19 protein-coding genes and 2 pseudogenes are annotated in these 20,436 nt (G+C 63.1%); 20 read left to right on the top strand and 1 reads right to left on the bottom strand.

Translation table 11 applies throughout. The features are described 5' to 3' along the window. The first annotated feature begins 157 nt into the window (after positions 1-157). The 20 genes and pseudogenes from ACMNAY_RS02190 to ACMNAY_RS02095 all read left to right on the top strand — a co-directional run bounded on the left by ACMNAY_RS02190 (position 158) and on the right by ACMNAY_RS02095 (position 19,896). Entirely contained in the window at positions 158-1,294 is a 1,137-nt protein-coding gene (locus ACMNAY_RS02190) for an ABC transporter substrate-binding protein (RefSeq protein ID WP_418718215.1), read from the top strand. A gap of 3 nt (positions 1,295-1,297) precedes the next feature. Next, entirely contained in the window at positions 1,298-2,314 is a 1,017-nt protein-coding gene (locus tag ACMNAY_RS02185) for a FecCD family ABC transporter permease (RefSeq protein ID WP_418718214.1), read from the top strand. Further along, positions 2,311-2,805: pseudogene (locus ACMNAY_RS02180) on the top strand (ABC transporter ATP-binding protein); the annotation flags it as partial. The gene ACMNAY_RS02185 and the pseudogene ACMNAY_RS02180, both read left to right, overlap by 4 nt. Positions 2,806-2,916: 111 nt before the next feature. Then, positions 2,917-4,227 (top strand): cobalt-precorrin-5B (C(1))-methyltransferase CbiD, encoded by a 1,311-nt coding sequence (gene cbiD / locus ACMNAY_RS02175; RefSeq protein WP_418718216.1) that lies wholly within the window; start codon positions 2,917-2,919, stop codon positions 4,225-4,227. Between the two features lies 1 nt (position 4,228). Beyond that, a complete protein-coding gene (cobM, locus tag ACMNAY_RS02170; protein WP_156064870.1) occupies positions 4,229-4,990 on the top strand; it encodes a precorrin-4 C(11)-methyltransferase in 762 nt (253 codons plus the stop codon). Next, positions 4,987-5,985, top strand: a complete 999-nt coding sequence (locus tag ACMNAY_RS02165) for a cobalt-precorrin 5A hydrolase (protein ID WP_418718213.1) — start codon at positions 4,987-4,989, stop codon at positions 5,983-5,985. The genes cobM and ACMNAY_RS02165 overlap by 4 nt, the downstream gene beginning before the upstream one ends. Beyond that, positions 5,978-6,712: a precorrin-3B C(17)-methyltransferase gene (gene cobJ, locus ACMNAY_RS02160; RefSeq protein WP_227622562.1), complete on the top strand. Its 735-nt coding sequence runs from the start codon at positions 5,978-5,980 to the stop codon at positions 6,710-6,712. Before ACMNAY_RS02165 ends, cobJ begins: the two co-directional genes overlap by 8 nt. Continuing rightward, the gene (gene cobK / locus ACMNAY_RS02155; protein WP_418718212.1) at positions 6,709-7,446 is read left to right on the top strand and encodes a precorrin-6A reductase; all 738 of its coding nucleotides are present in this window, start codon (positions 6,709-6,711) and stop codon (positions 7,444-7,446) included. The genes cobJ and cobK overlap by 4 nt, the downstream gene beginning before the upstream one ends. Beyond that, the gene (gene cbiE / locus ACMNAY_RS02150; protein ID WP_418718211.1) at positions 7,443-8,645 is read left to right on the top strand and encodes a precorrin-6y C5,15-methyltransferase (decarboxylating) subunit CbiE; all 1,203 of its coding nucleotides are present in this window, start codon (positions 7,443-7,445) and stop codon (positions 8,643-8,645) included. The genes cobK and cbiE overlap by 4 nt, the downstream gene beginning before the upstream one ends. Then, a complete protein-coding gene (locus ACMNAY_RS02145; protein WP_418718210.1) occupies positions 8,642-10,027 on the top strand; it encodes a cobyrinate a,c-diamide synthase in 1,386 nt (461 codons plus the stop codon). The genes cbiE and ACMNAY_RS02145 overlap by 4 nt, the downstream gene beginning before the upstream one ends. Then, positions 10,024-11,088, top strand: a complete 1,065-nt coding sequence (gene cobT, locus ACMNAY_RS02140) for a nicotinate-nucleotide--dimethylbenzimidazole phosphoribosyltransferase (protein WP_418718209.1) — start codon at positions 10,024-10,026, stop codon at positions 11,086-11,088. The genes ACMNAY_RS02145 and cobT overlap by 4 nt, the downstream gene beginning before the upstream one ends. Further along, positions 11,082-11,603, top strand: coding sequence for a bifunctional adenosylcobinamide kinase/adenosylcobinamide-phosphate guanylyltransferase (locus ACMNAY_RS02135; RefSeq protein ID WP_156059723.1), 522 nt, complete (start codon positions 11,082-11,084; stop codon positions 11,601-11,603). The genes cobT and ACMNAY_RS02135 overlap by 7 nt, the downstream gene beginning before the upstream one ends. After that, complete coding sequence (locus ACMNAY_RS02130; protein WP_418718208.1) at positions 11,600-12,352, top strand: adenosylcobinamide-GDP ribazoletransferase; 753 nt, start codon at positions 11,600-11,602, stop codon at positions 12,350-12,352. The genes ACMNAY_RS02135 and ACMNAY_RS02130 overlap by 4 nt, the downstream gene beginning before the upstream one ends. Next, positions 12,349-12,666, top strand: coding sequence for a bifunctional adenosylcobinamide kinase/adenosylcobinamide-phosphate guanylyltransferase (locus ACMNAY_RS02125; protein WP_418718207.1), 318 nt, complete (start codon positions 12,349-12,351; stop codon positions 12,664-12,666). The genes ACMNAY_RS02130 and ACMNAY_RS02125 overlap by 4 nt, the downstream gene beginning before the upstream one ends. Then, positions 12,660-13,259, top strand: coding sequence for a histidine phosphatase family protein (locus ACMNAY_RS02120; RefSeq protein ID WP_418718206.1), 600 nt, complete (start codon positions 12,660-12,662; stop codon positions 13,257-13,259). Before ACMNAY_RS02125 ends, ACMNAY_RS02120 begins: the two co-directional genes overlap by 7 nt. Further along, on the top strand, positions 13,256-14,206 hold the full coding sequence (gene cbiB / locus ACMNAY_RS02115; RefSeq protein ID WP_418718205.1) for an adenosylcobinamide-phosphate synthase CbiB: 951 nt from the start codon (positions 13,256-13,258) through the stop codon (positions 14,204-14,206). Before ACMNAY_RS02120 ends, cbiB begins: the two co-directional genes overlap by 4 nt. Before the next feature lie 96 nt (positions 14,207-14,302). After that, a complete protein-coding gene (locus ACMNAY_RS02110; RefSeq protein ID WP_418718204.1) occupies positions 14,303-15,352 on the top strand; it encodes a pyridoxal phosphate-dependent aminotransferase in 1,050 nt (349 codons plus the stop codon). Continuing rightward, on the top strand, positions 15,349-16,851 hold the full coding sequence (locus ACMNAY_RS02105) for a cobyric acid synthase (protein WP_418718203.1): 1,503 nt from the start codon (positions 15,349-15,351) through the stop codon (positions 16,849-16,851). The genes ACMNAY_RS02110 and ACMNAY_RS02105 overlap by 4 nt, the downstream gene beginning before the upstream one ends. After that, positions 16,848-17,519 (top strand): precorrin-8X methylmutase, encoded by a 672-nt coding sequence (locus ACMNAY_RS02100; protein ID WP_418718202.1) that lies wholly within the window; start codon positions 16,848-16,850, stop codon positions 17,517-17,519. The genes ACMNAY_RS02105 and ACMNAY_RS02100 overlap by 4 nt, the downstream gene beginning before the upstream one ends. 1,156 nt (positions 17,520-18,675) lie before the next feature. Next, a complete protein-coding gene (locus ACMNAY_RS02095; RefSeq protein WP_002584949.1) occupies positions 18,676-19,896 on the top strand; it encodes an MFS transporter in 1,221 nt (406 codons plus the stop codon). A gap of 80 nt (positions 19,897-19,976) precedes the next feature. Here ACMNAY_RS02095 and ACMNAY_RS02090 read toward each other — a convergent pair. Next, a pseudogene (locus ACMNAY_RS02090) lies at positions 19,977-20,436 on the bottom strand (transcriptional regulator); the annotation flags it as partial.

Raw genomic sequence — 20,436 nt, 5'->3', positions numbered from 1 at the left:
AGATCGAGTATACGCTGACCTTTGCGCTGAACTGAACCTCTCCGGCATCGCCGTGCGATGCCACCTCTCCTAATAGGAGAGGCAAGAGAGCAACTGCGCAAACTTGGCTCCCCTACTAGGGGAGCTGTCGCCGAAGGCGACTGAGAGGTTAGTCCCTATGAAAATCACCCGACAACAATTCCTGCGCGTTCTGCCTGCTACAGTACTGGCCCTGTCGGGCTGCGCCGCCTCCGAAACGGCTCCCGCCAGCACAGAAGAACTGGTCTTTGACCATGCCTGCCCGCTGGATTACGCCACACAGTTTACTGCAGACTGCTATGAGGGCGGCTATACCATGCTGACCCTGACCGAATCGGGGGAGCAGTTCCTTGTGACCCCGGAGGATGCTGCTGCGGTGGAAGGCCTGCCCGGGAGCGTGACCGTGCTGCGTCAGCCCATCCGGAACATCTACCTTGTCTCCACCTCGGTGATGGACCTGTTCCTCACGCTGGATGGGCTGGACAGCGTGACCCTTTCCGGCACCCGGGCGGAGGGCTGGTATCTGGATGAGGCCAGAGCCGCCATGGAGGCTGGGCGCATTGCCTATGCGGGCAAGTACAGCGCCCCGGACTACGAAAAGATTCTTGCGGCCAACTGCGGCCTTGCCATCGAGAACACTATGATCTACCACACCCCGGAGGTCAAGGAGCAGCTGGAACGGTTCGGCATTCCGGTGCTGGTGGAGCGCTCCAGCTATGAGAGCGGCCCGCTGGCCCGGCTGGAATGGCTCAAGTTCTGGGGCATCCTGCTGGGGAAAGAGGAGCTGGCGGAACAGGAGTTTGCCCGGCAGGTGGAGCGCCTTGCACCGCTGGCCGGGCAGGCTTCCACCGGCAAGCGCTGTGCCTTTTTCTCCATCACTGCCAACAATCTTGCCAATGTGCGCAAGGGCGGCGACTATGTGGCCCAGATGATCGAGATGGCGGGCGGTGACTATGTGTTTGCGGACCTGACCGACAACGGCAGCAACCTTTCCACCATGAACCTGCCGCTGGAGGATTTTTATGCCGGTGCAAAGGATGCGGATGTGCTCCTTTACAACAGCACCATTGAGGGCGTGGTGCATACCACGGAGGAACTGGTAGCAAAATGCCCCCTGCTGGCCGAGTTCAAGGCCGTGCAGAGCGGCAGTGTCTGGTGCACCACTCAGAGCTTTTTCCAGCAGAGCATGGCGCTGGTCGATTTTGTGCTCGACCTGCACCGTGTCTTTACAGAGGATGACCCCGCCGACCTGCAATTTCTGAGGAAAGTAGAGTAACCTATGACCAGCAAAAAGCGCTTGATCTTCTCCTACGGCATCCTTGCCCTGCTGCTGGCGGTGCTGTTTGCCGCCAACCTGTTCTGGGGCAGTGTGTCCCTGACACCGGGGGCAGTGCTGGCGGCTCTGACCGGCCGCGGGCAGGACGCTTTGAGTGTGGGCATCATCACCCAGCTGCGCCTGCCCCGGGCCGTGATGGTGGTGCTGCTGGGGGCGGCGCTCTCGGCGGCGGGCTACCTGCTGCAGACCTTTTTCGCCAACCCCATTGCAGGCCCCTTTGTCATGGGCATTTCCAGCGGGGCCAAGCTGGCTGTGGCACTGGTCATGGTGGCTTTTCTGAACCATGGCCTGCTCACCAGCTCCCTTACCCTGATCACAGCCGCCTTTGCGGGGGCCATGGCCTCCATGGCCTTTGTGCTGGCGGTCTCCCGGCGGGTGCAGCGGATGAGCATTCTTGTCATCTGCGGTGTGATGATCGGTTACATCTGCTCGGCCGTCACGGAGTTTGTGGTGGCCTTTGCCCAGGACAGCAACATCGTCAACCTCCACAACTGGTCTCAGGGCAGCTTTTCCGGCATGACCTGGGGCAATGTGCGGGCGGCGGCGCTGGTGGTGCTGCCCGCTCTGGCGGCAGCGTTCTGCCTTTCCAAGCCCATGGCCGCCTACCAGATGGGGGAGGCCTACGCCCGGAGCGTGGGCATCAATGTCAAAGCCTTTTCCCGGCTGCTGGTGCTGCTTTCCAGCCTGCTGGCCGCCTGTGTCACGGCCTTTGCGGGGCCCATCTCCTTTGTGGGCATTGCGGTGACCCATCTGGTCAAGCAGCTGTTCGGCAGCGCAAGGCCGCTGGTGGTGCTGCCCGGGTGCTGCCTGGGCGGGGCGGCCTTCTGCCTACTGTGCGACCTCATCGCCCGCAGCATGTTTGCTCCCACTGAGCTTTCGATCAGCGCCGTAACGGCAGTGTTTGGTGCACCGGTGGTCATCTGGCTGCTGGTGCGCCGGGGTCAGGAGGGTGTGCGATGAAATACCGCTGTGAAACGAAAGAGCTGGCCATCGGCTATGGCAGCGCGCCCCTTGCTTCCGGCATCACGCTGGGGGCGGTGCCGGGGCAGATCCTGGCCCTCATCGGGCCAAACGGGGCGGGCAAATCCACCCTGCTCAAAACGCTGGCGGGCCAGCTGGCCCCCATGGGCGGGGCTGTCCTGCTGGATGGCCGCAGCCTGACCGATTACACCGGCACAGCCCGGGCCAGGAAGCTGGCCCTGATGCTGCCCCATACCCGCCGCACCGAGCTGACTTCCTGCTTTGAATTTGCCGCCGCCGGGCGCATCCCCTATACCGGGCGGCTGGGCATCCTGTCCGATGCCGACCGGCAGGCCGTGCGGGACGCGCTGGAACTGGTGGGGGCTTCCCCTCTGGCGGGCCGGGATTTCAACTGCATCAGCGACGGCCAGCGCCAGCGCGTTCTGCTGGCCCGCGCCATCTGCCAGCAGCCCGGAGTTCTGCTGCTGGACGAGCCGACCTCTTTTCTGGATGTCAAGGGCAAGATCGAACTGCTGACCATCCTGCAGAAGCTGGCCCATGAGCAGGGGCTGGCCGTGATCGTCAGCCTGCACGAGCTGGACATGGCGCAGAAGATCGCGGATGCGGTGGTCTGCGTGTTCCCGCACAGCGTTTCGGGGGTGCTGACCCCAAAGGAGGCCTTTGCCCCGGAGAACATCCGGGCGCTGTACAGCCTGACCAAGGAGCAGTACGAGGCCGTGTTCGGTCCGGAAAAGCCTGCCGGGCCAAAATTTGAACATTACGTCCGCAGCGGGCAGAAGCTGCTCCGCTGCGGGTACACCACCGGCACCTGCGCGGCGCTGGGTGCGGCGGGGGCCGCGCGGCTCCTGCTCACCGGCCATGCCCCGGAGAGCGTTGCCCTGCGCACGCCGAAGGGCATCGTGGTGGAGGTGGCCCCGCTGTACTGCCGCCCCGCCGGAGCCGGTGCCGAATGCGCCATTGAGAAGGACGGCGGGGATGATGTGGATGTGACCACCGGCCTGCCCGTGATCGCCGCCGTAGAATTGCTGCCCGATACCACCGAGATCCGCATCTCCGGCGGCAAGGGCGTGGGCCGGGTGACCAAGGCCGGGCTGGACCAGCCGGTGGGGGAAGCTGCCATCAACCATGTGCCCCGGCAGATGATCGCCGAGGCCCTGCAAAGGGAAGCCGAGAGCGCCTGCTACCCCGGCGGCTTTGCCGTGACCATCTCCATTGAGGGCGGGGAAGAGGTGGCAAAGCGCACCTTCAACCCCCACATCGGGGTCGAGGGCGGACTTTCGGTGCTGGGAACCAGCGGCATTGTGGAGCCTATGAGCCAGCAGGCGATCCTGGACACCATCCAGCTGGAAATGAATCAGGCCGCTCTCCGGGCGGGCAGCCCCAGGCGGCTCATTCTGGCCCCCGGCAATTACGGGCTGGACTATCTGCACGAAAGATACCCGGAGTTTCATGCTGTTCCGGTGGTGAAAACCTCGAACTTTATTGGAGATACGCTGGATATGGCCGCTGCGGCCCGCTTTGAAGAGGTGCTTCTGGTGGGCCATGTGGGCAAGCTGGTCAAGGTGGCGGGCGGTATTATGAACACCCATTCCCACACTGCCGACTGCCGCACCGAGCTGATCTGCACCCATGCGGCGCTCTGCGGCGCTTCCCGGGAAGTCTGCGCCGCCCTGATGAACGCTGCCACCACCGATGCCTGTCTGGAACTCCTGGACAGCGCCGGCCTGCGGGCTCCGGTGCTGGAAAGCCTGCTGCGGGCGGTCCAGCTCCACCTTGACCGGCGGGCCTGCGGGGCGTTCCGGGTGGGGGCGGTGCTGTTTTCCAACCAGCACGGCCCGCTGGGAGCCACCGACACTGCCGCACAACTGCTGAACGAATGGAAGGAGCATTGAGATGGTACATTTTGTAGGCGCAGGCCCCGGCGCACCTGACCTCATCACCCGGCGGGGCGCGGCCCTGCTGCAGGAAGCCGACTGCATCATTTATGCGGGCAGTCTGGTCAACCCGGCCCTGCTGGGGCTGGCGAAGCCGGAGTGCGCCGTTTACAACAGCGCTGAGATGACGCTGGAACAGGTGCTGGACGTGATGCGCCGGATGGAAGCCGCAGGCGGGACCACCGTGCGGCTCCACACCGGCGACCCCTGCCTGTATGGGGCCATCCGGGAGCAGATGGACGCACTGGATGCGGACGGCATCCCCTACGATGATACCCCCGGCGTGTCCAGCTTTTGCGGGGCGGCGGCGGCGCTGAACGCCGAGTACACCCTGCCCACCATCAGCCAGACCGTGATCATCACCCGGATGGAGGGGCGCACCCCGGTGCCGGAAAAGGAGAAGCTGGCCAGCCTTGCCGCCCATGGGGCAACCATGGTGATCTTCCTCTCCATCGGCCTCATCGACAAGGTGCAGCAGGCCCTGCTGGCAGGCGGAGCCTACACGCCGGAGACTCCTGCCGCCGTGGTCTACAAGGCCAGCTGGCCGGAGCAGAAGGTGGTGCGCTGCACCGTGGGCACGCTGGCCGGGAGCACCCGCGCCAACGGCATCACCAAGACGGCGCTCATCGTGGTGGGGGAGTTTCTGGGCACCCGGTATGAGCGGAGCAAGCTCTACGACCCAACCTTTACGACGGAGTTCCGCAAGGGGGCAGACCAGTGACCCGCGCCTATCTCGCCTTTACGGAAAAAGGGCTGGCGCTGGCCCAAAAGCTGGCCAGTGCCCTGCCCGGCACCGTAGACCGCTGCGGCCATGGTGGGCCCGGCCTTGCCGATTGGGCTGCGGAACAGTTCGCCCATGCGGATGCCCTGATCTTTGTGGGGGCTGTGGGCATTGCGGTGCGGGCCATTGCGCCCCACTGCCGGAGCAAGGCGGTGGACCCTGCCGTGGTGGTGCTGGACGAGTGCGGCCATTTTGCGGTGCCGATCCTTTCGGGCCATCTGGGCGGGGCCAATGATCTGGCCCGGGCGCTGGCGGCGGTCTGCGGTGCGGTGCCGGTCATTACCACGGCCACCGATGCCAACGGTGTGTTTGCCGTGGATGCGTGGGCCAGGCACCAGAACTGCGCCGTGCTGGAGCCGGAGCGCATCAAGCGCGTCAGCAGCAGACTGCTGGCGGGCTGGCCGGTGCGGTGCCGCTCGGAATTCCCCATTGCCGGGCAGGCCCCTGCCGGGGTGGTCCCGGCGGGGGAGGCAGAGCGCGCCGACTTTGCCCTGACCCTTTTCCCGGCAGGCGATGCGCTGCACCTGATCCCGAAGATCGGTGTGCTGGGCATCGGGTGCAGGCGGGGGACCAGCGCCGCACAGCTGGAAGCGGCCTTTGCGCAGTTCTGCGCGGCCCACGGCCTTGCGGCAGCGTGCATCACTGCAGCGGCCAGCATCGACCTGAAAGCCCATGAGCCGGGTCTGCTGGAATTTTGCAGAGCCCACGGCTGGCCGGTGCAGTTCTATTCTGCCGCACAGCTGCAGAATGCCCCCGGGCAGTTCACGCCCTCGGCCTTTGTCCGGAGCGTGACCGGTGTAGACAATGTCTGCGAGCGGGCGGCGGTGCTGGCGGCAGGCGGCACGATCATTCTTCCCAAACAGGCGGGCAACGGCGTGACCTTTGCGCTGGCGCTTCGTCCCTTTGCCCCGGATTGGAGGTGGCAGGATGCCTAATGTTGTTTTTGTTGTCGGGCTTGGGCCCGGGGATCCCCGGTTTCTGACCGCACAGGCGCAGAGCGCCTTAACGCAAGCCGAGGTGCTGTGCGGCTATACGGTCTATCTGGATCTGGTGCGCCCCTACTTCCCGGACAAGCTCTATTATTCCACCGGCATGACCAAGGAGATCGACCGCTGCCGCTGGGCACTGGAAACGGCCCGGAGCGGCAGGGCGGTGGCGCTGGTCTGCTCGGGAGATGCTGGGGTCTACGGCATGGCAAGCCCTCTGCTGGAGCTGGCTGAGCACTTCCCGGACGTGACGGTGGAGGTGGTGCCCGGCCTGACCGCCGCCCTGAGCGGCGGTGCGGTGCTGGGTGCCCCGCTGGCCCACGATTTCTGCGTGCTCTCCCTCTCTGACCGGCTCACGCCGTGGGAGGTCATTGAGCGGCGGCTGGCGGCAGCAGCCATGGGGGATTTCTGCATCGCGCTGTACAACCCCTCCTCCAAGGGGCGGCCGGACTATCTGGCGCGGGCGGTGCGCATCCTGCTGGCAAACGGCAAGGCACCCGGAACGGTCTGCGGCATTGTGCGGAACATTGGCCGGGAGGGGCAGGAAAGCCGCATTCTGACGCTGGCCGCGCTGGAAACCACCCCGGTGGATATGTTCACCACCGTGTTTGTCGGCAACGCCCAGACCCGTCAGCTGAGCGGGCGGATGGTCACACCGCGGGGGTACCGCGCATGAGGGCCGTGGTATTCAGCGGCACCACCGAGGGCCGTGTGTTTTCGAAGCAGCTGGCCGCACTGGGGGCCGAGGTACTGGTCAGCGTGGCCACCCCGCTGGGGGCCGAGGAACAGGGCGAAAGGTCCGGCATCACCGTCCACTGCGGGCGGCTGACCCCGGAGGAGATGACCGCCCTGCTGCAGGGGGCTGACCTCTGCGTGGATGCGACCCATCCGTATGCCGTGGAGGCCACCCGGAACATCCGGGCAGCCTGCAAAACAGCGGGCACGGAGTACCGCCGCCTGCTCCGGCCCGAAAGCCCGCTGCCCGCCGGGAGCATGGTGTTTGCCTCTGCGGCCCATGCGGCGGGATTTCTGGCCCGGACGGAGGGAAATGTCCTGCTTGCCACCGGGGCCAAGGAGCTTTCTGCCTTTGCTGTGCTGGAACCCGTACGGCTTTTTCCCCGTGTCCTGCCCACCCGGGAGGGCATTGCCGCCTGCGAGGGGGCAGATATCCCCCATAAGAACATCATCGCCATGCAGGGGCCGTTCTCCTATGCGCTGAACTGGGCGCTGATGGAGCAGTTTGCCATCCGCTTCCTCGTTACCAAGGACGGCGGCGCGGCGGGCGGCTTTGAAGAAAAAGCCCGGGCAGCGCAGGACGCCGGGGCACAGCTCATCGTCATCCGCCGCCCGGCCGAGCAGGGCGAAACGGCGGAACAGATCCTGACACATTGTAAGGAGATGCTGCAATGATCACACTCATCGGGATGGGGTCGGGCACGCCGGAAAGCCTGACCGCGCAGGGCCTTGCCGCCCTGCAGAACGCCGGACTGATCCTGGGGGCAAAGCGCCTGCTGGAACAGCTGCCGCAGGGCTGCACGGAACACCGGAAGGCCCTGTATCAGCCTGAGGATGTCCTTGCCGCGCTGGCGGCTGACCCGGAGGTGGATGCTGCCCTTGTGTACAGCGGCGACACCGGGTTTTACTCCGGTGCGGCCCAGCTGCTGCCGATGCTGCGGGCCTTTGGCATCTCCTGCCGGGTGCTGCCGGGGCTTTCCAGCGTTCAGCTGCTGGCCGCTGCAGTGGGCCGCTCCTGGCAGGAGTGGAAGCTGGTCTCGGCCCACGGCTGTGCCTGCGACCCGGTGGCCGAATGCCTGACAGCCGGGGGAAAGCCTGTGTTTTTCCTGACCGGCGGAGCCGAAACGCCTGCCTCCCTCTGCGGCCGACTGGCTGCCGCCGGGCTGGGCGATGCCCATGTACTGGTGGGGGAAGAGCTGGGCCGGGCAGAGGAGAAGATCCTGTTCGGCACGGCGCAGGAGTTTGCGCAAAGGCAGTTTGCAAGCCTGAGCGTCCTGCTTGTGGAGCATCTTCCGCAGCCGCCCCGGCGGGTGCCCGGCTTCCCGGATGAAGCCTTTCACAGGGGAGAGGTGCCCATGACCAAGCAGGAGGTGCGGGCGGCGGCGCTGGCCAAGCTGGCCGTGCAGCCCGGCGATACCCTGTGGGATGTGGGGGCGGGCACCGGCAGCGTGAGCGTGGAGCTGGCGCTGGCCGCACCCCGGGGGCATGTGTATGCCGTGGAGTGTGACCCGGAGGCCTGCGGGCTCATCCGGCAGAACCGGGAAACCTTCCACGCCTGCAACCTGACATTGGTGGAGGGACGCGCCCCCGCCGCGCTGGCTGACCTGCCCGCCCCGGATGCCGTGTTCATCGGCGGGACCAAGGGGGGCATGGAGGCTGTGGTGGACACGGTGCTTGCCCGGAATCCGAACGCCCGCATCTGCATCTCTGCCATTGCGCTGGAAACGCTGAGCGCCGCCGTGGCCGCACTGACTGCCCACGGTCTTGCTGCGGAGGTGACGCAGATCGCGGTCAGCCGCACCCGGCCTGCGGGCAGGCTCCACCTGCTGATGGCCAATAACCCCATCTTCCTTATCACAGGAGAACGTAAATGATCCAATTTCTTGTGGCCGCGCCCTGTTCCGGCAGCGGCAAAACCACACTGACCTGCGCTCTGCTGGCGGCGCTCAAGCGGCGGGGGCAGGACCCCTGCTCCTTCAAGAGCGGGCCGGACTATATCGACCCCATGTTTCACCGGGCCGTGCTGGGGGTGGAGAGCCACAACCTCGACCTGTTTTTCTCTGCGCCGGAGACCGTGCGCGCGCTCTATGCGCAGGCCGCCGCTGGGCACGGGGCAGCTGTGTGCGAGGGTGCCATGGGCTTTTACGATGGACTGGGCGGCGTGAGCGATACCGCCAGTGCCTGGCATCTGGCCGATACGCTGGGCCTGCCGGTGCTGCTGGTGGTCCAGCCCAGAGGGGCCAGCCTGACGCTGGCGGCTCAGATCAACGGGCTGAAACAGTTCCGCCCCCCCAGCCATCTGGCGGGCATCCTGCTCAATGACTGCGCCCCCCATTTGTATGCCCTGCTGGCTCCCATGCTGGAACGGGAGACCGGCCTGCCGGTGCTGGGCTATCTGCCCCACCTGCCGGATGCTGCTCTTGAGAGCCGCCACTTAGGCCTGAAAACTGCCGGGGAGATCGCGGACCTGCAACAGAAGATCAGCCGGATGACCGATGCGCTGGTGGTGGATTGGGAAAAGCTGTCTATCCTGACCGAAGGCGCAGCGCCTTTGGTGCACACCGATCGGCTCCCCCCTGCGGGAGAGCTGCCGCCCCAGGGAGCAGCGGAACAGCGCCCCCGCGTTTCCATTGCCGTTGCAAGGGATGCGGCGTTTTGCTTCACCTACGCCGAAACGCTGGAAGCACTGGAGCGGGCGGGAGCGGAGCTCTGCTGGTTCAGCCCCCTGCAGGACCCCGCCCTGCCGGAGGGAATCGGCGGGCTCTACCTGCCCGGCGGCTACCCGGAGCTGTATGCCGGGCAGTTGAGCGCGAACCGCTCCATGCTGGCCTTTGTGCGCCGGGCTGTGGAGCGCGGTTTGCCCACGGTGGCCGAGTGCGGGGGCTTTCTCTATCTGGGCCAGAGCCTGGAGGATGCCAACGGGAAACGCTGGCCCATGGCAGGGGTCCTGCCGGGGCAGGGCTTCCGGGTGGGGCGGCTGGTGCGGTTCGGATACGCGGCATTGACCGCCCGCACCGACAGTATGCTGTTCCGCGCCGGGGAGCGTCTGCCCGTGCACGAGTTCCACCACTGGGATTCCACGGACAACGGCACCGGATTTACCGCCGCAAAGCCCAACGGGAAACAATGGGACTGCGGCTTTGCAAATGAGCATTTCTATGCGGGCTTCCCGCATTTGTATTGGGCGGGCACGGCCCTGCCCCGGCGGTTCGTGGATGCCGCCGCACACTATCATCAAGAGGAACAGGACCAATGACAGAGCTTGAACTGAAACAGCTTCTTTCCAAGATCACCCGGCCGGACGAGACCGCACGCACTGCCGCCCACGCTCACTGGGCCAGCCTAGCCAAGCCGCTGGGCGGGCTGGGCAGGCTGGAGACCATGCTGGAGGATGCCGCCGCCCTGACCGGCACGGCAGAGCTGGCGTTTTCCCGCCGGGCTGTGCTGGTGCTCTGCGCCGACAACGGCGTGGTGGCGCAGGGCGTGAGCCAGACGGACCAGAGCGTGACCCGGGCCGTGGCCGAGAACCTTGCCGCCCGGCGCACCAGTGTCTGCCAGATGGCAAAAACGGCCCGCTGCGAAGTGGTGCCTGTGGACCTTGGCATGGCCGGGGAGCCGGTGCCCGGGGTGCAGAACTGCCGCATTGCCGCCGGGACGGCGGATTTCACCACCGGCCCAGCCATGACCCGCCAGCAGGCGGTGGATGCCATTGCGGCGGGCATCGGGCTTGTCCGGGCGCAGAAGGCGGCGGGGGCGCAGCTGCTGGCCACGGGGGAGATGGGCATTGGCAACACCACCACCTCCAGCGCCGTGGCCGCGGTTCTGCTGGGTCAGCCCGTGGAACGGATGACAGGCCGTGGCGCGGGCCTTTCCGATGCAGGGCTTGCCCGCAAGCTGGATGCCATCCGGCGGGGCATTGTGCGGAATCGGCCCGATGCCGCTGACCCTCTGGACGTGCTTTCCAAGCTGGGCGGGTTCGACATCGCCGGGCTGTGCGGTGCTTTTCTGGGCGGTGCGCTGGAAGGTTTGCCCGTGCTGATGGATGGCTTCATCAGCGGGGTGGCGGCTCTGTGCGCGGTGCGGCTCTGCCCCGCCGCGGAAAAGGCCGTGTTTGCCAGCCACTGCTCCACCGAACCGGCAGCAAGGCTGGTGCTGGAAGCGCTGGGCAAAGTGCCCCTGCTCACCGCCGGGCTCCATCTCGGCGAGGGCACCGGAGCGGTGGCAAGCATCCCGCTGTGGGATATGGCACTGGCCGTTTACCGCGATTGCTATTCCTTCACGGAGGGCGGCATCACGCCGTACACCCCCCAATGCTGACGCTGGTATTGGGCGGTGCCGCCAGCGGCAAGAGCGGATATGCCGAGAGCCTGGTGCTGAAAACCGCGCTTCCGCGCTATTATATCGCCACCATGCAGGTGTGGGATGCCGAGTGTGCCGCCCGGGTGGAAAAGCACCGGAGGATGCGGGCGGCAAAGCAGTTTGAGACCGTGGAGTGTCCCCTGCATCTGGAGAACATCCATCTGCCTGCCCGGGGAACTGCGCTGTTGGAGGATCTGGGCAACCTGACCGCCAACGAGCTCTACGACCCCGCCGGGGCGGGAGAAAATGCCGCTTCGGCCATTTTGGAAGGACTGGACCAATTGGCCGGACAATGCGCGCACCTCATCGTGGTCTCCAACGAGGTGTTCAGCGGTGGTGCCGACTACGCAGGCGACACCGGGCGCTACCTGAAAGCGCTGGCGCAGGTGAACAATGCCCTTGCCGCCCGGGCCGACCATGTAGTGCGGGTGGTGTGCGGCATCCCGGTCTATTATAAAGGAGTGGAAAAATGATTGGATTGCAGACCATTGCAGTGGCCTTTGCCATGTTTTCGGCCCTGCCGGTGCCGCAGTTCGCGTGGAATCAGAAAAACATGCGGTATGCCATGTGTGCCTTCCCGCTCATCGGGGTGGTCATTGGCGGGCTGTGGTGCCTGTGCGGCGCTCTGCCCCTGCCGATGCCCGCAAAGGCGGCGGGGTTCTGCCTGATCCCGGTCTGGGTCACGGGCGGCATCCACCTGGATGGCTATGCCGACACCTGCGATGCCCTTTCCAGCTATGGCGACCGGGAAAAGAAGCTGGAGATCCTCAAAGACCCCCACTGCGGTGCCTTTGCGGTGATCCGGCTGTGCAGTTATTTTGCGGCCTACCTTGCCCTTTGCGCCTGCGTGGACTTCACGCCCTGGGTGGGTCTGTGCTGGACACTGGCCCTTGTGCTGGAACGGGCCCTCTCGGGCCTGGCCGTGGCATCGTTCCCGATGGCAAAGAACACCGGCCTTGCCCACACCTTTGCCACGGCGGCGGACAAGACCACCGCCCGCCGGGTGCTGATGGTGCTGGCCGCTCTGCTCAGCGCCGCCCTGCTGGCACTGGGCGGCTGGGCGCTGGTGCTGGCGGCGTTTCTTGTGTTTGCACGCTATCATGTTGTTTCGGACAGGCAGTTTGGCGGCATCACCGGCGATCTGGCCGGGTGGTTTTTGCAGAAAGCCGAGCTGTGGATGCTGGCGGCGCTGTGTGCCTGCCAGTGGGGAGGACTGTTATGATCTTTATCACCGGGCCGCTGTACAGCGGCAAGCGCACCTTTGCGCAGCGCCTGCCCGGCACCCGCATTGCGGAGGTGCAGGAGCTGGCCGCAGAGGCCGAGGATCTGGAAAAGCTTGCGGAGGAGCTCTCCGCTTGTGATATCGTGATGGCCACCGAGGTGGGCGGCGGCGTGGTGCCCATGGACGCAGGGGAGCGGGCCGCCCGGGAAGCCGCCGGGCGGCTGGCCTGCCTGCTGGCGGCCCGGGCCGGGTGCGTGGTGCAGATGTTCTGCGGCATCCCCACAGTATTGAAAGGAGAACTTCCGAAATGCTGATCTATCTTCTGCGCCACGGCCTGACGGCCTACAATGCGGAAAAGCGCTATCAGGGCCAGCGGGATATCCCCCTGAGCCCTGCGGGCCGCGCCCAGCTGCGGCAGGCTGATTTTCAGCCGGAAACGGTCTACATCACCCCGCTCTGCCGCACCCGGCAGACCGCTGAGGTGCTCTTCCCGGGCGCAAAGCTCGTGGAGGTGAAGGACCTGCAGGAGATGTGCTTCGGCAGCTTTGAGGGCCGCAATTTCATTGAGATGGAGCACGACCCGGATTATCTGGCCTGGGTGAACGCCAACTGCGAAAGCCCCTGCCCGGACGGCGAGACCAAGGTTGTCTTTTCGGAGCGGGTGTGCAGGGCCTTTGCCGCACTGGTGGACAGGGCCCTTGCCGAAGGGGAAGAGACACTGGTCATTCTGGCCCACGGCGGCACCCAGATGGCTGCCATGGAGCGCTACGCCCTGCCCCATGCGGATTATTACCACTGGTGCGCCCCCAATGCGGGCGGTTATGTTCTGGATGCAGGAGATTGGGCGGAGCAGCGGGTGCTGCACCTGCTGAAGACTGTGCAGTACACAAAGGAGGATGCCCGATGATCGAATACGCAGTACTCGGCGGTTTTGTGCTGGACTGCCTCTTCGGCGACCCGGCCTGGCTGCCCCACCCGGTGGTGTACATGGGCAAGGCCATCTCGGCGCTGGAACAGCGCCTGCGGGCCTGCCTGCCCAAAACGCCTCAGGGGGAACTGCTGGGCGGTGCCATTGTGGCCTTCTGCCTGCCGGTGGGTACCTTTCTGCTGACGAGCCTTGTCTGCCTGGGGGCTGCCCGCATCAGCCCGTGGCTGGGGCTGGCCGTCCAGATGTTCTGGTGCGGGCAGGCACTGGCCGCAAAGGGGCTGGCGCAGGAGAGCACCAATGTTTACCGGGAACTGGTCAAGCCCGACCTGCCTGCCGCCCGCAGGGCGGTCAGCCGCATCGTGGGGCGGGACACCCAGGATCTGACGCTGGAGGGTGTGACCAGAGCCGCTGTGGAGACGGTGGCAGAAAACGCCAGCGACGGTGTGATCGCACCCCTGATCTATATGCTCATCGGCGGGGCACCGCTGGCCCTGACCTACAAGACCATCAACACGATGGACAGTATGCTGGGCTACAAAAACGAAAAATATCTCTACTTTGGCCGCATCCCTGCCAAGCTGGACGATGCGGCAAATTACCTTCCCAGCCGCCTTGCCGCCCTGCTGTGGGTGGCTGCCGCGGCCTTTACGCACAATGACGCAAAAGGGGCGTGGAAGATCTGGCGGCGGGACCGCCGCAACCACGCCAGCCCCAACCGCGCCCAGACCGAGAGCGCCTGTGCCGGTGCGCTGGGGGTGCAGTTGGCCGGGCCCGCCTGTTACTTTGGCGAATACTACGCCAAGCCCACCATCGGCGATCCGCTGCGTCCCATTGAACCGGAGGATATCCCGCGTGCCAACCGGATGATGTACGTGGCAAGCGCCCTTGCACTGGCGTGGGGCGTGGCAATACGGGCTATTTTGTAACGACCTCGCCCTCTCAGTCATGCTTTGCATGACAGCTCCCCCAAAGGGGGAGCCGGGAACGGGTATCCAGAACCATCCAGGAAAAGGAGAACGAACATGCAACTAGTACATGGCGGCGATTGGGCCGGTTACCGGGCCGAGTTCGGGCGGGATGCGCTGGATTTTTCGGCCAATGTCAGCCCGCTGGGCCTGCCGGAAGGGGTGGCCCGGGCCATCACGGCGGCATTGCCCACGGCCGACCGCTACCCCGACCCCCTGTGCCGGGAGCTGCGGGCAAAGCTGGCGCTCCATGAGGGCGTGCCGGCGGAGCAGATCCTCTGCGGCAATGGGGCGGCAGACCTTATCTTCCGGCTGGTCTGGGCCCGAAAGCCCCGCCGGGCGCTGGTCACCGCACCCACCTTTGCGGAGTATGCCACTGCTTTGGAAAGTGTCGGCTGCACGGTAGAACGATTCTTTTTGCGGGAGCAGGAGGACTTTGCGGTCACGGATGCGTTCTGTGCGGCCATCCGCCCGGGGGTGGATATGGTGTTCCTCTGCCAGCCCAACAATCCCACCGGCCAGCTGACGACCCTGCCGCTGGTGGAAAAAATCCTCCACCGCTGCGCGGCGTGCGGCACCCTGCTGGTGGTGGACGAATGCTTCCTTGATTTCCTGCCCGACCATGCCCTGCACACGGCAAAAGGCCTGCTGGGGGAGGGAGATCTGGTCATCCTGAAAGCCTTCACCAAGCTCTACGGCATGGCGGGCGTGCGGCTGGGCTATGCCCTGAGTGCCGACACAGCGCTGCTGGAACAGATGCAGGCCTGCGGCCAGCCCTGGGGTGTTTCCAGTCTGGCGCAGGCGGCGGGCCTTGCCGCGTTGGAGGAGACGGCGTATGTGGAAAAGGTCCGGGCCCTCATTGCCGAACAGCGGCCCCGCCTGACGGCCGGGCTGCGGGCGCTGGGCCTGCGGGTGCTGGACGGCAGAGCAAATTACCTGCTGTTTCAGGCCCCGGAGACGCTGGGAGAAGCCCTGCGGCAAAGGGGCGCTGTGCTGCGCAGCTGTGCGAACTATCCCGGGCTGGGCCCCGGCTGGTACCGCACCGCCGTGCGCACCGGGTCTGAAAACGAACAGCTTTTGAAACTTCTTGCGGAGGTGCTGGAATGAGCAAGGCAAAGTGCATCATGGTGCAGGGAACCATGAGCGGTGCAGGCAAAAGCCTGCTGTGCGCCGCCCTCTGCCGCATTTTTGCGCAGGACGGCTACCGCGTGGCTCCCTTCAAGAGCCAGAACATGGCGCTGAACAGCTTTGTTACCCGGGATGGGCTGGAAATGGGCCGGGCACAGGTGGTGCAGGCGCAGGCCGCAGGCATCGAGCCGGATGTGCGGATGAACCCCATCCTGCTCAAGCCCAGCAGTGACGTGGGCAGTCAGGTCATCGTGAACGGCGAGGTGCGGGGCCAGATGTCCGCCGCCGCCTATTTCAAAATGAAAAGAGCGCTCATCCTAGAGATCCTCTCGGCCTACAACAGTCTGGCCGAAACCGTGGACATCATCGTCATTGAGGGGGCCGGAAGCCCGGCGGAGATCAACCTGAAGGCAGATGATATCGCCAACATGGGCCTTGCCCGGCTGGTGGATGCCCCCGTTCTGCTGGCGGGCGATATCGACCGGGGCGGTGTGTTCGCCCAGCTGTACGGCACGGTGGCGCTGCTGGAGCCAGAGGAGCGCGCCCGCATCAAGGGGCTGCTCATCAATAAATTCCGCGGCGATGTGGAGATCCTGCGCCCCGGCCTTGCTATGCTGGAAGAAAAAACGCAGCTGCCGGTGCTGGGGGTCGTGCCCTACCTGAAGGTGGACATTGAGGACGAGGATTCCCTTTCCACCCGGCTGGATGCGGGCAAAACGGTCCACCCGCTGGATGCGGCCATCCTCCGCCTGCCGCACATCTCCAACTTTACCGATTTCATGCCGCTGGAGCAGCACCCGCTGCTGGGTGTGCGGTATGTGCAGAATACCCGCCAGCTGGGCACACCGGATCTCGTCATCCTGCCCGGCACCAAGAACACAGTGGATGACCTGCTCTGGCTGCGGCAGTCCGGGCTGGAAGCAGCCCTGTTGAAGCTGGCGGCCAACGGCACGCCGGTGCTGGGGGTCTGCGGCGGGTATCAGATGCTGGGCGAGACGCTGGCCGACCCTGAGGGCACGGAGAGCGGTACGGCGCAGACCGTGCGGGGGCTGGGGCTGCTGCCCACCCGCACGGTCTTTACCGGCCAGAAGCACCGCACCCAGGACACTGCCGCCGTGACCGCCGCCCCCTTTGCGGGCGCGGCCCTGACCGGATATCAGATCCACACCGGCCGCACCGAGGTGCAGGGTGTGCCCTTCTGCACACTGGCAGACGGCACACCCGAGGGCTGCGTGCAGGACAATGTGTTTGGCACCTACCTGCACGGCCTGTTTGATACCGGTGCGCTCACCGAGAAGCTGGTGGCCCTGCTCTGCCGGCGCAAGGGCATTGCACCGGACAGCGCCGCCCTCATCCCGATGGAGCAGTACCGCCAGCAGCAGTTTGACCTGCTGGCCGATGGCGTGCGCGGCGCGCTGGATCTGGATGCCGTTTACGCGGCCATGGGGTTGGAGAACCCGCGGAGGAATGCACAATGATCCCACAACATCATCTGCCCGCCGACATTGAGCGGACAAGCCTTTCCATCATCACGGCAGAGCTGGAAGCGCAGGGCCTCACCCCGCCGCCCGAGACTGCCGCTGTGGTCAAGCGGGTCATCCACACCACCGCCGACTTTGACTATGCGAAAAATCTGCGCTTTACGCCGGGGGCTGTGGCGGCAGGTGTGTCCGCCCTGCGGGCCGGGACCCCTATCATCACCGACACCAACATGGCGCTTTCGGGCATTTCCAAGCCTGCCCTTGCCCGGCTGGGCGGCAGTGCCCTCTGCTATATGGCGGACCCTGAGGTGGAGCGGATCGCAGCCGGGACCGGAACCACCCGGGCAGTGGCCTCCATGCACCGCGCGGCGCAGGAGTACCCCGGGGCCATTCTTGCGGTGGGCAATGCCCCCACTGCCCTGCTGACCATTGCGGAAGAGATCGAGGCCGGGCTGCGGCCTGCCCTGGTCATCGCCGTGCCGGTGGGCTTTGTGAATGTGGTGGAAAGCAAGGAAGCGCTGTTTGCCGCCTGTGCAGCCCACGGCGTGCCTGCCATCGCGGCCATGGGCCGCAAGGGTGGAAGCACCGTGGCCGCTGCAGTCTGCAACGCCCTGGTCTACTCCGCTGCCGAGATGCTGGACCCAGCGGCAAGAGGGTGGAAATAGGGCGGAACCGGTGAAAACGCCCCCTTTTTACGCTTTTGCTTGACTTTTTGGCAGAAACAAGGTATCGTTTGTCTGTATGACGATTGATATATGAGTTGAAGCTTAGGTCAGTTTACAAGGAACTACACGCAGACCGTGAAACGGGCTGCTGACAACAAACGGCGCTATGCTCCCGGCTGGGTGCATAGCACCTGTTTGTTGCGGGGGTTTCCAAAGGGGGCAGCGCCCCATTTGGCACACGACTTTGCGGAGCAAAGTGTAGTGTGTTATACGCTCTGTCGGCGTTGCCCTGAAAATACCGTTGCCGCCGGGGAGGGCAAGGGCATTTGACGCGGCAGGAAAGCAGGGCTTTGTTTGGGGCTGGTAAGCCGGAAACAAAGGGCTGATTTCAGCAGCAGACAGGGCGTATTATGAAAGCCCCCGTCCCTCGTCCTCCGCCCCCGGCCTATGGGACAAAAAGTCCCAAAGCTCTGGACACCGTGACCAGATGTGTGGCCACACTCCGGGAAAAGTAGCAGGACGGCAGGAAACCGTCAAGGCTGAAATGAATGGGCTGACGCCCGGCCTTGACCGTTCCCCGCCGCCCCGCTGGATGGGTGGACAAGGTGGCCAATCCCTAAAAGTGTTTGGCCGCACTCGTTCATTTTGGGGCCTTTCTTCTCCCAAAATTGAAATGGGCGGGAAAGCCCTAAAATGGCTTTCCCGCCTTGATTACCCATTAGCAAAGACGGGCGAGACTGTCAACGGCGGCGCTGAAAGCGCCGTTCATCTTGACCGTTGACTGGCTCGCCTGGCTTTGCTACTGCCCGTAAGAGATGGAAAAACAAGATGGAAAACAAGGTTAAAAATGGTTGACAAGTCTATCGGATGTGTGTTATACTGTGCGACAGTTTGAGATTGGAAGGAGGCTTACGTGTGTTAATTTGTGTACGCTAATAAGCAATAAAAAGTAGAAGTACCTTTCCACATGATGGTGGGCTTTTTTTGCGTGCGTATGCAAAGGAACACGTAGGTTTGACACGAGCAGTCTTTGAACTGTATCGTGGTGTTTTTTCGTGCTTTGTTGTTATGCAGGCGTCTGCCCTCTCTGTGGGACAACGCCTGCTTTTTATTGCAGAAACAAAGGAACAATGCAATAAAAAAGGAGGTTCGCATTATGACCCAAAACAACAATTCATGGAGAAAAACTTATTTTACACTTCTTGCCGGACAAGCAATATCCTTTATTAGCAGCGGTATTTTGCAAATGGCCATTATCTTTTATTTGGTTGCGAAAACTAATTCTGCAATCATATTGACGGCGGCAACACTGATTGGATTTTTGCCGCAAGCCTGTTTAGGCCCGTTTGCAGGTGCTTTTGTTGACCGGCACAGCCGTAAAAGCGTAATGATTGGTGCGGATTTGATAATTGCCGCCGCTGGCGGTATTCTGGCGCTGGTGGCGTTTTACATGGAATTGCCCGTATGGTCTATTATGGTTGTCCTGTTAATCCGAAGTGCGGGAACTGCTTTTCATTCTCCAGCATTCAGCGCAGCAACACCTATGATTGTGCCAAAAGAGGAACTTACAAAATGCGCTGGTTACACGCAGACCATGCAAGCAGTAAGTGCGATTATCAGTCCAGCTGCCGCAGCGTTTTTATATGCTGTTTGGCCTCTTAATGCAATTATATTGTTAGATATTGTGGGTGCAATCCTTGCCTGTGTGACTGTTGCGATTTCGTCCATACCAACGCCTGAACTATGTCCAGAAACGAAAAGACAACAGTTTTTACAGGATATGAAAGAGGGGTATGTGGTATTAAAGCAAAACAGGGGCCTCTTTGCTCTGCTCTGGATTGGTGTAATTTATATGTTCTTTTATATGCCAATCAGTACGCTTTTTCCTCTCATCTGTATGTCATACTTCAAAGGAACACCGGCCCATGCCTCTGCCGCTGAAATTGCTTTTGCGGTTGGTATGCTGCTTGGCGGAGTCATTCTGAGCATTTGGGGCGGTTTTAAGAAACGGCGGTACACCATCGGTCTTTCCGTTCTCCTGATGGGCGTTAGCAATATGCTCTCCGGGCTTTTGCCGCCAGACGCATTTCTTGTCTTTGTTGTGTGCTGTACTGTTATGGGAATTTCCGCTCCATTTTACGGTGTGCAAAATGCGATTTTTCAAGAAACGGTCAAACCAGAATATCTGGGGAGAGTTTTTTCTCTACTGACAAGCGCCGCTTCCCTCGCCATGCCGTTTGGCCTTGTCATTTCCGGGCCTCTGGCGGAGCGGCTGGGAGTTGAGAAATGGTTTGTCATTTGCGGAATTGGCATTATCATCGTTGCGCTTGCCGTATTTTTACTACCCGGTTTGAGAGAGATTGACAATACGCAATAATCAACTGCACCTTTTTCTATTACTAAACAAAATGCCTGGATGGTGGTTCTGAAAAACCAGAACCGCCGTTCAGGCATTTTTTATCTTCGTCCTCTCTGCGGTTTTGGATTCTTCAGCAAGTCGGATTTTTCCGCAATCTTTTTCAGCCACTTCCGTTCTTCTACTGACAGCTTCCTAAAATTCAGCTTGAGCCGTTTGCAGATAAACGCCAAGTACGCTTGTTCCGTGTCGCTGTCCTGGCTGACGATTTCACCAGCAGTTTCCAGCATTTCTTTTAGCGGGTTATCCTCTGGGACGCTGAAAAAATCGTCCTTGTGTGTTTCCCGCAGAGCAAGGGCAATCCCGTTTATGTCCCGTTGTATCACATAGCGGCAAAACTCGTCCTCATCAATATGGGCGGTGATAAGCTGTCTTAACTGCGTATCACTCATGCCAGGATTATGCTTTTTTATAACAGTTGCGCTCATCGTGTCCACTATGGCGTTTGCACCCTGCGCCTGTTTCAGTGCCGTTCCGTTCACATAGATTTCAAGGTCAGCC

The organism is Candidatus Allofournierella merdipullorum, from assembly GCF_048426865.1.
In the GTDB taxonomy this organism is placed as follows: domain Bacteria; phylum Bacillota; class Clostridia; order Oscillospirales; family Ruminococcaceae; genus Allofournierella_A; species Allofournierella_A merdipullorum.
Note: the sequence above shows the minus strand (reverse complement) of the source record. Positions and strands in the feature narration are given on the sequence as shown.

Bases quoted from the DNA above. Each gene is read 5' to 3' on its own strand.
- ACMNAY_RS02190 (WP_418718215.1), top strand. From the start codon at position 158: ATGAAAATCACCCGACAACAATTCCTGCGCGTTCTGCCTGCTACAGTA.
- ACMNAY_RS02185 (WP_418718214.1), top strand. From the start codon at position 1,298: ATGACCAGCAAAAAGCGCTTGATCTTCTCCTACGGCATCCTTGCCCTG.
- cbiD (WP_418718216.1), top strand. From the start codon at position 2,917: ATGGCGCAGAAGATCGCGGATGCGGTGGTCTGCGTGTTCCCGCACAGC.
- cobM (WP_156064870.1), top strand. From the start codon at position 4,229: ATGGTACATTTTGTAGGCGCAGGCCCCGGCGCACCTGACCTCATCACC.
- cobJ (WP_227622562.1), top strand. From the start codon at position 5,978: ATGCCTAATGTTGTTTTTGTTGTCGGGCTTGGGCCCGGGGATCCCCGG.
- cobK (WP_418718212.1), top strand. From the start codon at position 6,709: ATGAGGGCCGTGGTATTCAGCGGCACCACCGAGGGCCGTGTGTTTTCG.
- cbiE (WP_418718211.1), top strand. From the start codon at position 7,443: ATGATCACACTCATCGGGATGGGGTCGGGCACGCCGGAAAGCCTGACC.
- ACMNAY_RS02145 (WP_418718210.1), top strand. From the start codon at position 8,642: ATGATCCAATTTCTTGTGGCCGCGCCCTGTTCCGGCAGCGGCAAAACC.
- cobT (WP_418718209.1), top strand. From the start codon at position 10,024: ATGACAGAGCTTGAACTGAAACAGCTTCTTTCCAAGATCACCCGGCCG.
- ACMNAY_RS02135 (WP_156059723.1), top strand. From the start codon at position 11,082: ATGCTGACGCTGGTATTGGGCGGTGCCGCCAGCGGCAAGAGCGGATAT.
- ACMNAY_RS02130 (WP_418718208.1), top strand. From the start codon at position 11,600: ATGATTGGATTGCAGACCATTGCAGTGGCCTTTGCCATGTTTTCGGCC.
- ACMNAY_RS02125 (WP_418718207.1), top strand. From the start codon at position 12,349: ATGATCTTTATCACCGGGCCGCTGTACAGCGGCAAGCGCACCTTTGCG.
- ACMNAY_RS02120 (WP_418718206.1), top strand. From the start codon at position 12,660: ATGCTGATCTATCTTCTGCGCCACGGCCTGACGGCCTACAATGCGGAA.
- cbiB (WP_418718205.1), top strand. From the start codon at position 13,256: ATGATCGAATACGCAGTACTCGGCGGTTTTGTGCTGGACTGCCTCTTC.
- ACMNAY_RS02110 (WP_418718204.1), top strand. From the start codon at position 14,303: ATGCAACTAGTACATGGCGGCGATTGGGCCGGTTACCGGGCCGAGTTC.
- ACMNAY_RS02105 (WP_418718203.1), top strand. From the start codon at position 15,349: ATGAGCAAGGCAAAGTGCATCATGGTGCAGGGAACCATGAGCGGTGCA.
- ACMNAY_RS02100 (WP_418718202.1), top strand. From the start codon at position 16,848: ATGATCCCACAACATCATCTGCCCGCCGACATTGAGCGGACAAGCCTT.
- ACMNAY_RS02095 (WP_002584949.1), top strand. From the start codon at position 18,676: ATGACCCAAAACAACAATTCATGGAGAAAAACTTATTTTACACTTCTT.